General features: G+C 40.1%; 10 protein-coding genes. 4 read left to right on the plus strand and 6 right to left on the minus strand.

Annotated elements, in window-relative coordinates:
* Positions 1–13 precede the first annotated feature (13 nt).
* Entirely contained in the window at positions 14–448 is a 435-nt protein-coding gene (locus AC0T5Z_RS08320) for a hypothetical protein (protein WP_291334930.1), read from the plus strand.
* Between the two features lie 97 nt (positions 449–545).
* Here the strand turns inward: AC0T5Z_RS08320 and rapA are convergent, their stop codons facing one another.
* From rapA to AC0T5Z_RS08345, 5 genes are all read right to left on the minus strand, one after another.
* Positions 546–3383 (minus strand): RNA polymerase-associated protein RapA, encoded by a 2838-nt coding sequence (gene rapA / locus AC0T5Z_RS08325; RefSeq protein WP_435337060.1) that lies wholly within the window; start codon positions 3381–3383, stop codon positions 546–548.
* Between the two features lie 146 nt (positions 3384–3529).
* Positions 3530–4216: an RluA family pseudouridine synthase gene (locus AC0T5Z_RS08330; RefSeq protein ID WP_435337085.1), complete on the minus strand. Its 687-nt coding sequence runs from the start codon at positions 4214–4216 to the stop codon at positions 3530–3532.
* A 458-nt stretch (positions 4217–4674) separates the two neighbouring features.
* The gene (gene hemL, locus AC0T5Z_RS08335; protein WP_435337059.1) at positions 4675–5976 is read right to left on the minus strand and encodes a glutamate-1-semialdehyde 2,1-aminomutase; all 1302 of its coding nucleotides are present in this window, start codon (positions 5974–5976) and stop codon (positions 4675–4677) included.
* 44 nt (positions 5977–6020) lie between these two features.
* Entirely contained in the window at positions 6021–6641 is a 621-nt protein-coding gene (gene thiE / locus AC0T5Z_RS08340) for a thiamine phosphate synthase (RefSeq protein WP_435337058.1), read from the minus strand.
* 641 nt (positions 6642–7282) lie between these two features.
* Positions 7283–7672, minus strand: a complete 390-nt coding sequence (locus AC0T5Z_RS08345) for an Mpo1-like protein (RefSeq protein WP_435337057.1) — start codon at positions 7670–7672, stop codon at positions 7283–7285.
* Positions 7673–7904: 232 nt separating this feature from the next.
* Here AC0T5Z_RS08345 and AC0T5Z_RS08350 point away from each other — a divergent pair, with 232 nt between their 5' ends.
* Positions 7905–9371, plus strand: a complete 1467-nt coding sequence (locus tag AC0T5Z_RS08350) for a CYTH domain-containing protein (protein ID WP_291334942.1) — start codon at positions 7905–7907, stop codon at positions 9369–9371.
* Positions 9372–9576: 205 nt separating this feature from the next.
* Complete coding sequence (locus AC0T5Z_RS08355; protein WP_291334944.1) at positions 9577–11043, plus strand: CYTH and CHAD domain-containing protein; 1467 nt, start codon at positions 9577–9579, stop codon at positions 11041–11043.
* Between the two features lie 108 nt (positions 11044–11151).
* On the opposite strand, the gene AC0T5Z_RS08360 is transcribed toward AC0T5Z_RS08355, so the two are convergent.
* Positions 11152–11784 (minus strand): hypothetical protein, encoded by a 633-nt coding sequence (locus AC0T5Z_RS08360; RefSeq protein WP_435337056.1) that lies wholly within the window; start codon positions 11782–11784, stop codon positions 11152–11154.
* 108 nt (positions 11785–11892) lie between these two features.
* Between AC0T5Z_RS08360 and AC0T5Z_RS08365 the strand changes: the two genes are divergently transcribed.
* Positions 11893–12294 carry a DUF3144 domain-containing protein gene (locus tag AC0T5Z_RS08365; RefSeq protein WP_004973007.1) on the plus strand — a complete coding sequence of 134 codons (402 nt, stop codon included), beginning with the start codon at positions 11893–11895 and terminating at the stop codon, positions 12292–12294.
* Positions 12295–12338 lie beyond the last annotated feature (44 nt).

Genomic DNA, 12338 nt, shown 5'->3' on the forward strand with positions numbered 1-12338 from the left:
AAGGCAAAATAATATGCTATTTCTTGATGATATGGCTCAGACTGAACCACAACGCAAGATTACACTCGATTTATCACAAGATGCCGCCACTATTCAGCAGCAGATCGTCACGCTTAGTCAAAAATATCAACCCGAAGTAATTGTTGCCGAAGGTCTTGAGGCAGATTTTATTTTAGGAAGCTTAACTGAAATTCTGCCTCACTGCGGTGGAATTGCGCTTAAACAACCTACCTTAAACAATGTTTCACTCGAAAAACTGCAACATGCCTATATGCAGCGCGGCAAACAGCGTTTTTATGAGGTGAGAATTATGTTGTTACAGACACATCCTCAGTTTAAGTTATTTAGTGATTTATTTTATATGATGCAACCCGAAGACAATTTTGAGGTAGAAGTTGAATATCTGCTCAACACGTATTTTCTGATAGGCACTAACAACGCTAACTAAATAACCGAATGACAAAATAATTCAACATAGCCATAAAAAAAAGCGCCCGAAGGCGCTTTAGCATAAATACAACATATTCAAATTTAAAATCAATCCGTTATGGCTTTACCACCACCATCACCTGAATCGCTTCAGGCGTGACCGATAAACCATCTAATAATGCCAAACCTTCTTTTTGCAATTTCTGTAAACGTGTAATTTCATCTTCACGAATACTTGGGTTAAATTGTTTCAAATAGCTTAAACGATCGATCTCATATTGCCATTTTTTGCTATATACGTCTTTGGCTTGTTGTTTAAATTCAGGCAAGGCAGCTTTAGCCAATTCCAAAGCCTGTTTATAACGTGCTTCAATCACATCACGGCGTGCTTTCACCACTTGGCGGCAACTGTTACCATCTAAATGATGTAAATAAGGTTTTAAAACTTCAGACGAAATTTTTTGCGATAAATCCTGACCTTTTTCACTCAATAACACACGAATGAGTTGTTGCGGCAAACTGGACGGTAAGTTCAGAGCTTTAGGTGCAATAACATCTACCTTAAACCAGACTTCTAACAATACTGAGCCTTGTGGCAAAGCTGCAGATTTTAATACTGCAACATTGGTGCTACCAAAACCTTGCGTATTGATCATTTCCATCACACTTTCGGTGAATGGATGTTCCAAGGTCAAATACTGAGCATCTTCACGAATTTGTGCCTGATCGCGATAGAAAGTCACAGTCATGCCTTCTTCATCTAAAGTTAAACCTTGAACCTGCATCTGATCGGTTGGTTTAATAATCACCGTACCGTTACTTTGCTCATCAAAGTCGATATTGGTCGATGCCATAAAGCGCTTCATAAACATCGGCAACGTAGTATTGTCATCATACTCTTCAAGTGCCTGCACAATTTCTTGTGCCACTACAGGACGACATGAGTTGTATTCCAATAAACGATCTCGTCCAGCTTGTAATTCGGCTTCCAAAGCTTCGCGCTGTAAGCTGACTGCTTCTAGCAAATCTTCAAACTTTTGTCCTAAATCTGCCAATAAGCAGTCTTTTAAATCAACAATAAAGTTTTCTTGCAAGGTTTGTGCAGTGGGTGAAATATTGCTAAAAATATTGAGTGCTTCGTTATACCAACGGAACATACGCTCTTGTGCAGTCCCCACCAAATACGGCACATGAATTTGAATACGGTTTTCCTGCCCAATACGGTCTAAACGGCCAATACGTTGTTCTAACACGTCGGGATTAGCAGGCAAGTCAAACAAAATTAAGTCTGATGCAAACTGGAAATTACGTCCTTCTGAACCAATTTCTGAACACAATAAAATTTGCGCACCATACGAATCTTCTGCGAAATATGCTGCCGCTTGGTCACGCTCCAACAAGCTCATGCCTTCATGGAACATTGCAGTACGAATACCTGCATGTAGGCGGAGCGCATTTTCAAGGGCTTCTACCACAGGACCACTACGCGCAATTAAAAGCACTTTTTTATGTTTTAAATCGCTACGTAAACGCTCCATTAACCACATTACACGCGGGTCAGTTTCCATCCAACTGCCATCGAGCTGTGCTTCTTCTGGCCACATTTGTTCACGCAGCTTACCATCTTTAGACCAATTTTCTGGTGCAGGTAATGGCGCAGGCTGACAATCACGACCTGGGAAACCTTGAATTGCTTCACGGGTATTACGGAACAAAATACGTCCTGTACCATGACGGTCTAATAATTCGTGGATGGCACGGAAACGCTGCTCTGGGTTATCTTCAATGCGATGTCCCAATAAGCCTTCTAGTGCAGCCAAATGGCTTTCTTCCAATGCGGCATCTGACATTAAGACTTCAGCAATTTTTGCCGTATGCTGATATTGCGCTTCTTCATCCAAGAAACGGTCTAGCGAACTAAAACGCTGCGGGTCAAGTAAACGTAAACGTGCGAAATGGCTTTCTACACCCAATTGCTCAGGCGTTGCTGTGAGCAATAACACTCCTGCAGTTTGTTCGGCTAATTCTTCGACCAAATCATAACGATCATTACCACCTTCTTCTTCGCTCCACATTAAGTGATGCGCTTCATCGACCACCAGCAAATCAAACCCTGCTTCTAAAGCTTGTTCACGTAAGTCATCGTGGTCAATCATTAAATCTACTGAAGCAATAATGCATTGTTCAGTCAGGAATGGATTTAATTCTGGATCGTGTTCTTTAATGGATGCCGTGCGAGTTAAATCGAACAAAGAGAATTGCAGATTGAAACGGCGACGCATTTCAATCATCCATTGATATTGCAGCGAATCAGGTACCAAAATCAGAATTCTTTCCGCACGTCCTGTTTTGAGTTGCTGATGGATGATTAAACCTGCTTCGATGGTTTTACCCAAACCAACTTCATCTGCCAACAAGACACGTGGCGCAAAACGCTTTCCGACTTCATGTGCAATATAAAGTTGATGTGGAATCAAACCTACGCGCGAACCGACCAAGCCACGCAGCGGACTGCTTTGCATATTGGCTTGCATCAACAAGGCTTCAATACGCAGGTCGTACCATTCTTTATAGTCAATTTGACTAGCAAGCAAGCGGTCTAAGGGTTTTGAAAGTTGGATACTGGCGCCAATACGGGTTTCGTTCAGCGATTTCTTTTCTTCACTGCCGTCTTGCAAACGACGCACCACGTTATAACGTAATACACCATGACGGTCTTCAACCGACTCAACCGTCCACACATTGCCTTCTTGGTCTTGAACTTCATCATTTACATTAAAAATGATGCGCGATAAAGGTGCGTTATTGCGTGCATAGACACGGGTTTCATCACTTTTAGGGAATAAAATGCTGACCGATCGCTCATCTACATCAATCAGAACACCTAGTCCTAATTCTGTTTCTGTGTCTGATAACCAACGTTGACCAATAGCAAACTGCTGCAATTTTTCCACCTTTATTTAGAAGTTAGGACGTATAAATTTTTGCGCAAAACTTGATGAGTATTTGAGCAAAAATTCAGGGTGTATAGCAATATATTTTGACATAAAGCGCACTAAAAAGAGAGCCTAAAGCACAGGCTTTACATAATCTTTTTAGCTTAAAATGGGACTGGGCAAACAAACTGCACACGTTGCTCAGTTTGTGGATGTAGAAAACTCAATTCGGCAGCATGTAAACACAAACGTGGCATCAGCTGTTGCTGTTCTGGCGTAGCATATAAGGTATCGCCAATAATCGGATGACCTAAATATTGCATGTGCACTCGCAGTTGATGCGAACGACCTGTAATCGGGTTCAGTTGCACACGAGTCACGATTTGCCCCTGCAATTCAAACTGTTCCAATGCGCGCCAATGCGTTAATGCAGGTTTGTTATGGGTTGCATCGGCAATGTGTAATGGAGGATGTGCAGGATCATAGACCACAGGCACATCTACAGTGCCTTCACCTTGCAGTTGCCCTGCCACCAATGCCTGATAGGTTTTGTCGGTTTGGCGTTCTTGAAACTGACGCGAAATTTGTTTTTGCGCCCATTTCGTGAGTGCAAATACCAAAATACCCGAAGTGTCACGATCTAAACGATGAATCAGCAAAGTGCGCGGTTCAATTTCAACCAAACGACTCATCACACAATCTTGCAAATCTGCTGTTTTACCTGGAACGGTGAGTATGCCAGCGGGTTTATGGATTACCATAAACTCATCGTCACGATGAATCAGGTGTTCGCTTAGAAAATTACTCAATTTCAATTCCAGGCTTGATCGTGAAAATAAGGCGGCAATAATAAAAAGCCTGACACAGAATTACAATGCAAAATTTGCGAATTCCAGATGAATTTTCCAATTTGCTTTGCTGAAACAACTAATCTGCTGAATTTTAAATCAGAGAATTTTTAGAAATGTGTTTTTACAGCGTGGGGCTTTGTTACACAAATATTTTTCAAGATAATGATTTTAAAAGGTTTATTAAAATTTTGATAAAAATAAATATAATAAAACGCAGATTCAAATCATAGTGCTAGGTATTTGTACAACAAAGCCGTTCTGAAGCAATATATTTGATGGCGGGCGTAAATGAAGTAATAGGATTCATATTTAGTTTGACGTGGAAATTGTAGCGTTTGACAAGATTTTTATCTAAGCCTTTGATATTAAATTGAAGAGCATGCTCTTCAATTTAACCTAAAGCATAGGCATTGTTTAGATACCTATGCCTTTTAGGACGGTGTTAAGGAGAGGTCAAATTACGCTTTCATTTCAGCAAAGGTTTCTTTCGCTGCTTGAATAGTGAAAGCAATATCTTCATCACTATGTGCAGATGAAATAAAGCCCGCCTCAAAAGCAGATGGTGCCAAGTTCACACCACGTTGCAACATCCCATGGAAGAATTTACGGAAAGCATCGACATCGCATTTCAGCATAGAATCAAAACTGGTGATGTCATCTTGGTCTGTAAAGTACAAACCAAACATCGCACCGACTTGTTGCGTCTTGAATGGAATACCTGCTTCATCTGCTGCAGCTTGCAAACCTGTTAACAATTTTTTCAGTTGCGCGGTTAAGTTTTCATAAAAACCTTCAGCACGTAAATGTTTAAACATTTCAATGCCCGCACGCATCGCTAACGGGTTACCTGACAAAGTCCCTGCTTGATACACTTTACCCAATGGCGCAATACATTGCATGATTTCGCGTTTACCACCAAATGCGCCCACTGGTAGCCCTGCACCAATAATCTTACCAAGTGTGGTCAAGTCTGGTTTAACATTATAATGCGCCTGAGCACCGCCCAAACCAACACGGAAACCAGTCATTACTTCATCAATAATAAAGACTGAACCGTGTTCATCACACACATCACGAATCGCTTGTAGAAAACCATCAATCGGTTTAACCAAGTTCATGTTGCCCGCAACAGGTTCAACAATCACACCTGCAATTTCAGCACCAAACTTTGCAAAACATTCTTTTAAGGTGGCGATATCGTTATACGGTAAAGTCAATGTATGTTTAGCAAAATCGGCAGGAACACCCGCAGAAGTTGCTTCACCTTCGCCACTGGTTAAAAGTCCTGAGCCTGCTTTCACCAACAGCGAATCTGAGTGTCCATGATAGCAGCCTTCAAATTTGACGATTTTGTCACGACCTGTATAACCACGCGCCAAACGAATTGCAGTCATGGTGGCTTCTGTACCTGAGTTAGTCATACGAACCAATTCAATTGAAGGCATAATTTCGCAAATAATATCGGCCAACGTCGTTTCATGCACAGTTGGCGCACCAAAACTCAAACCATCTTCAGCAGCAGCCTGCACCGCCTGAATGATAGCAGGATGGGCATGACCTAAAATCATTGGTCCCCAAGAACCTACATAGTCGACATAGCGTTTGCCATCGACATCGTACAAATAAGCACCTTTGGCTTTTTCTATAAATACAGGGGTACCGCCTACCCCGTTAAATGCGCGTACAGGTGAATTAACCCCACCTGGAATATGCTTATTGGCTTGTTTAAACAATTGTTCTTGCTTTGGAGATAAGCTCATGAAGGCACTCAACTCAAAAAATAAAATAAAATTAGCTGTCTGCTTTAAGCTTCTGCTTGGAAAAGTACAGACCAATCATAAACACGCTGTGCAACAGTATGCATCGGACGTCCTAATATATCACTAATCACTGCACATAAATCTGCACCTGCATCAATGACGGGCTGACTGTTTTCAACAGTTAAACCACCAATTGCACAAATTGGGACATTGAGTTGTTGCTTCGCTTGTGTGAGCGTGTCTAATGTGAGTCTACTTGCCTCAGGTTTAGTCTCAGTTGCGTAGACTGCGCCAAAAGCCACGTAGTTTGCGCCATCGGCAATGGCTTGTTTTGCCAATTCAATCGAGTTATTACAACTACGACCAATCAATACATCTTGTGGTAAACGTGCAACCGCTTCAACAATAGAGCCATCCTCTTGACCCAAATGTACACCAACACCATATTTCACTGCAGTTTCAAGATCATCATTAATCACAAATGGCACTTTGTATTGATCACACATGGATTTCATATATTCAATTTCGTATGCCTGCTGAGTTTGAGGCACATTTTTACGACGATATTGCAACACCGCGACTTCATAAGTTGCCATCGCCCCTTCTAGTTTTGCCAAAAGCAGTTCGATAGGATCATCATTGGTAATCAGATATAAACCGCGCATAATCTCAGCCACAAATAATACAAGGTCTGCATTATTACATATTCAGGCGACATACGTCAGAACCTCAGGCTCAGCAAGTTTTTTTTATAGGCTCCATAAGCTTCTATTTTGTTTGGGTTTTATTAAGTCAAAAAGTTAAAAATACCAAATTCTAGTGATAGCGTTCTAAGCTAGATTTAGCTTTAATTGAACTGCGCAAAACAAGAACTGTAACCAGTTCAATAAGATATGGATCTTAAAATCCATATGGGTGACTACAGCGAATAACGACATATTTAGGCACCCATTTAGACACATGATCATTTGTGCCAGAGCGCATGTGGGGGTGCGACAAATGATCATGTGTCTATATTTTTTCATGCCGCTCTATCAGTAACCTGCTTGCTCTATATCCTTGCTTAAAGATGAATGACTTCTGATTTAGCGCGATTCTGAATATAAATTTTTCGCATAAAAAAAGCCTAGAGAAAGGTCACTCTAGGCTTGGAAAGTCACAAACTTTTATCAATAAATTTGATGACACATTATTAGAATATTCACTCTATCATTTCAACAAAAAATTAGTTTTATTTGTACATTTTTTATGAAAATAATCACATATCGTTTAGTTTTTGGCTAAACGGTATAACTAAGCACTCAATTCAACTTGAAATTTTATCTTTAGCGCGATCTTGCAAACTTAAATGACCACGCAAAACATCGGCAAACATTCGCCAATCTGAAATAAAACTGTACACAGGCTGTTTAAAACTGGCAGGTTTATTTTTTTCAAAAACAAAGTGCCCGACCCATGCACAGGCATAGCCTGCCAGCAAACCATAGAGTACATATTTGGCTTTTTTCTGGCGTATGGCTTTGCTCACACAATATAAACCGATACTGCTGCCAACAACGTGCAAACGACGACTCATAATGTTGCGGTGTTCAGTTAAATAAAAACGGTAAAATGTTGAATAATCCTGAATTGGCAATTCAAACTTGCGCTCTGGGGTTGGCTCAAATTCGGGGTTTAATGCTGCATTCATGTTCATCCTCCTGATGGTTATAGATTTGAATTATTTTTGATGTTCTCAACACTTTAAACCAAGCAAAATTAAAAACCAAACATTAAAAACCCAAGGTTAAGTCTTACATCTTGGCTTATTTTGGTTACAATCAAACGCACTTTTGCAAAACCTTCGTTCTGCAATTTTCACACATTTATAATACCAATTTGTTTGCCGCTGCTTTGGCGCAACATGCTTTACGTTCAGGATATTTTTCATGGTCGAAGTTGAATTAAAATTTCAAATTCCAGTGGCACGTCGCACTGCACTACTCAAAACTTTAGACCCGAAAAAATCGACCCTAATTCCTTTAAAAGCACGCTATTTTGATACATCTACGCACAGTTTGGCGCATCATGGCATGGCATTAAGACTGCGTTTAGAAGGCGAGCAATGGGTACAAACTTTAAAAGCGGCAGGTCAAAGTCATTTTCATAGTTTTGAACATAATCATCCGCTTGCAGCAATTGAAACTACTGATACTTCACCACAACTTGATCTGCAAATTTATCAAAGCATTCCCGAAGCACAACAATTGCTGAATCATGCTTTGGGACAAAATTGGGATCAGTTGCAACTACAATTTGAAACCGATATTCAACGTACTTCACGACTAATGACCGTTGAAGATACTGACATTGAAATCAGTTTAGATATTGGTCACATTCGTAGCGCAGATGCAGAAGTTGAAGTACATGAGGTTGAGTTTGAACTGAAACAAGGTTCTATTCAGCAATTGCTAGCATTTAGTTTTGAGTGGGTGAAAAAATTTCATTTATGGTTAGATGTACGCAATAAAGCAGAAATTGGACATTTGCTTTCTGTGCAGCAAAAAGTCAGCCCTGCGGCTCAGAGCAAAGAATTTCAATTCAGTAAAAAAGACCATGCAGACCAAAATTTACGTCTGTTAATTGCACAACAATTACAGCATTTATTGCCCAATATTGCTGCAATTTCTGCTCAAGTTGCCGAGCAAAGTCATATTGATCAGGCGCAACTCGCATTGCAGCATTTACAACTAACATTGTCCTTATTTAAAGATTGGTCGAAGCATTTAGGCGATAAATGGGCAATGCAAATTGCAGCATTTAAACAACATTTTGATCACTTGCAGGATTTAGAACACATGCAAGCCACACTCGGCGCGTTTTTACAGAACCCGACGACTGCAGAAAACCTAAAAAAAGATACCTTGTACGCCCAAGAAAAATTGGTCAATTTAGTCCGTTCCACGCAAAATGTGCATCACTATTTAGAATTATTGATGTTTAGTTTAGCCGCGAGCGATCACTCGGGTTTAGACTTAAAAACTGCTGCACAAAACACGTTGCAACAGCAATATAAGCAGTTGCATGAACAATTACAGCACAGTGATATTCACGATTTTGAAAGCTTAGATCAACTGGCTTTGCGTATTCAGGAGCTTAAGTTCAGCTTCCCCATTTTGACGCATATTTATGATGTAAAAAATTTGCAGAAATATAGTAAAGCTTTGAATGATGCCCAGCTTGCAGCTCAGGAATATCAAATATTGGCATCTTCTGCAGCATATATTCAACAAACTGAATTGGAAACGAGCGACTGGTTTGTTTTGGGCTGGCTAACCGCAAAACAGGAAGTGTATGCACAACGTTTATTAGAAGCGACTGAACAATTTATGGTGAGCCGTAAATTCTTAAAATAAGCTCCCTTAATATCCTCACAACAACCGCTAAAAATACTGCAATACAACGGCAGCCTTGTGAATATTCATTCGGCTGCTTTATCTTAAAAACTAAATACAAATTATTTTCTTTTTCAAGCTTTTGTTCACAGTTTCCCCTCTTGTTCATTTATAGATTTACACTATAGTAAAGAGAACTTGTCTTGTTTCATCGAGGGAATTCCCGATGTCTGAAATAGAGTTAAAATTTCAAATTCCACACAACTATCGTGCGGCATTCGAAAAAGCATTTAAAAAGAACAAACTGGTTCAACAACAACGGTTATGGGCTAAATATTATGATAGTCCTGACCAGCACTTAGCCAGGCAACGCATTGCACTGCGTCAGCGTTTAGAGGGCGATATTTGGCGACAAACATTAAAAGCACCTAGTCCACAACATTATGAACGCTTTGAACTTGAGCATGAATTAGGACATGATGCACCTGAATTGTGTGATTTGGCATGTTATGAAAATCATAAACAAGCTCGGAAGATTTTAAAAAAGGCCTTGGGTGGTTCAGAAGTCGACTTAACTCTGCAGTTTGAAACTGATGTTTTACGCTACAGCCAATTGGCACATTACAAAAACAGCCAAATTGAAGTTGCTTTTGATTTAGGTGAAATTCGACAAGGCAAAAATTCGGTTGAAATTTACGAAGTTGAGTTTGAACTGAAACAAGGTGAAATTACAGATTTAATTGCCTATATTCAGCCGTGGATTAAAAAATATCATTTATGGCTTGACACACGCAGTAAATCGCAGCGTGGCAATATGCTGTATAACAATGAAACCATGATTCCTGTTCAACAACAAAGTGCCTTGCCATTGCAACACCCCGAAAATATGCATGAGTTGTTGACGCAAATTACCCAGAATTGTTTGGCACACTTGCTGCCAAATGCAACTGCGATTGCCAGTCAAGATTATGCTAGTGGGCATGTGCATCAAGCGCGTGTTGCAATTCGACGTTTACGAAGTGCCTTAAAAATCTTTGCTGAATATGATGCATTGGCAAATAACAATTGGGAAAGTCAATTGGCTACCCTCTTTCAGCAGTTAAGTTCGACCCGCGATCAAGATGCTTTGCGTGAAAGTCTGATTCCTCAACTTGAAAACGCAGGCTCACCTATTACCGAACTACCACCTGCAGCATCTGAAAATATTGCGATTGATGCAATTTTCCGTTCACCAACCACCACCTTATTACTGTTACAACTCATGAGTTTTGCGCATTCTGTGGCGGTTGCAGATGCAGAATCAAAACCATTGAAAAAAGTATTACGTAACCGCTTGCAGAAAATGCATCAACAAATTTGTGATGATGCAGGTTATTTCCAAACGTTAGATGTGGACTCTAAACACCGCACACGTAAGCGTGTGAAACGCTTACGCTATACCGTGGAATTTGTGAGCAATTTATTTGCAGAAGATGATGTCAAAACATATTTAAAAACCCTAAAACCATTACAGGAAACTTTAGGACATTTTAATGATTTGATGGTGGCACAAGGTCTATATGAAAGCCATGTTCAAACGGAACCGAAAACATGGTTTGTATTGGGGTGGATTGCGTCTGAAGAGCATCATATTTCCATACAGATTGAACAGGATTTACAGCAGTTTGCTGAAAGTCAGCCTTTTTGGTCCTAGTTGAAGTTTGATCATCAATCCATGATCACATTTAAGCTCAACATAAATTCATTTCATGTTGAGCTTATTTTTTATATTTAATCTGCAAATTCCAGAATTTCTAAAAGATTAACGATATTTACCAAATACTTTCCATGTTTGGTTATCCGCCAAAGGATCTTGATAACTGTCACTGCGCTGCTTACGTGGCTTATCGCGGGCATCGACCAGTTCAAAATGTGATTCGACACTTAGCACAATACCATTCACATAAAAACGGGTGCGCGTGTAATCACTTTGTCCATGTTGAAACACGTAAGTACGCAAATCAATAAACTCACGATGTGCCACCAGTGCTGCACTGTCATCGCTGTCTAACCAACGTTGCATAAGCTGAATTTCCTGCGGTGCAAATTGCCCGCATTTTTCGATCAGGCTAGCAATTCCCCGAAAAGTTTTCGATTCTTTGGCGCGAGTTTTATTCACTCGAATCCGATCGACATGAAAATAAAATAAGGGCAAGTTCAAATGACTGGGTAAATGCACCGCATCAATCACTTCATCTTGCATAAAGGGTTGAAATAAATCCTGCGCACGTTCAATCAGCCCTGTCCATTGCTTATAATATTCTGCTACTTCTGACCGTGTACCATAGTAAATAGGCAAGCCTTCAACATGGGCAAGTTGCACGGGTGGCCAAATATTTTGACGTAATAAAGCTATGTCACTTTTTAAACTTTGTACTGCAATTGCATCTTGCATCAACCACTCCAATTTTGCTTAGGCTATTTTTAGATTAAGGCAAAGGTTTTGTTTCTGCAAGGCTTTGCCTATAATGAAACACTCAGATTTTTAGCTTAGGAAAAATTCATGGTTCAAAAGATTGAAGCAACCGATGTAACCGAAGAAGAAGCATTAAATGCGGCTTTTTTTGAACGTGCCGATGAATTTATTAAACAGGCCAATGGCTTCTGTCATTTTGAAAAAGGCTCGACAGTAAAACCTGCCGAAATTCGTGGTCAGGTGAGTGCTGCCATGTTATTTGCTACTGCGCGTTTTAATACTTGGGTGGCAGCCAATAATTTTAAAGATGGCAATGAAATGCGCGATGCCAAAGACCAAGTCATGTCATATATCTTGCAACAATTTCAAATGATGCTTGAAGATAACTATGATGAATATTGTGAACAGTTTGAAAACTATTTGCGCTTCCGCCACAACGAAGAATTCCATACTCATAAACATGATCACGACCACTCACACGATCATTAATTTTTAATATAAACAAAGCCCTACGGGGCTTTTTTGTTGCGGCT

Source organism: Acinetobacter pengchengensis, assembly GCF_982235305.1.

Bases quoted from the DNA above. Each gene is read 5' to 3' on its own strand.
- AC0T5Z_RS08320 (WP_291334930.1), top strand. From the start codon at position 14: ATGCTATTTCTTGATGATATGGCTCAGACTGAACCACAACGCAAGATT.
- hemL (WP_435337059.1), bottom strand. From the start codon at position 5,976: ATGAGCTTATCTCCAAAGCAAGAACAATTGTTTAAACAAGCCAATAAG.
- thiE (WP_435337058.1), bottom strand. From the start codon at position 6,641: ATGCGCGGTTTATATCTGATTACCAATGATGATCCTATCGAACTGCTT.
- AC0T5Z_RS08345 (WP_435337057.1), bottom strand. From the start codon at position 7,672: ATGAACATGAATGCAGCATTAAACCCCGAATTTGAGCCAACCCCAGAG.
- AC0T5Z_RS08350 (WP_291334942.1), top strand. From the start codon at position 7,905: ATGGTCGAAGTTGAATTAAAATTTCAAATTCCAGTGGCACGTCGCACT.
- AC0T5Z_RS08355 (WP_291334944.1), top strand. From the start codon at position 9,577: ATGTCTGAAATAGAGTTAAAATTTCAAATTCCACACAACTATCGTGCG.
- AC0T5Z_RS08360 (WP_435337056.1), bottom strand. From the start codon at position 11,784: ATGCAAGATGCAATTGCAGTACAAAGTTTAAAAAGTGACATAGCTTTA.
- AC0T5Z_RS08365 (WP_004973007.1), top strand. From the start codon at position 11,893: ATGGTTCAAAAGATTGAAGCAACCGATGTAACCGAAGAAGAAGCATTA.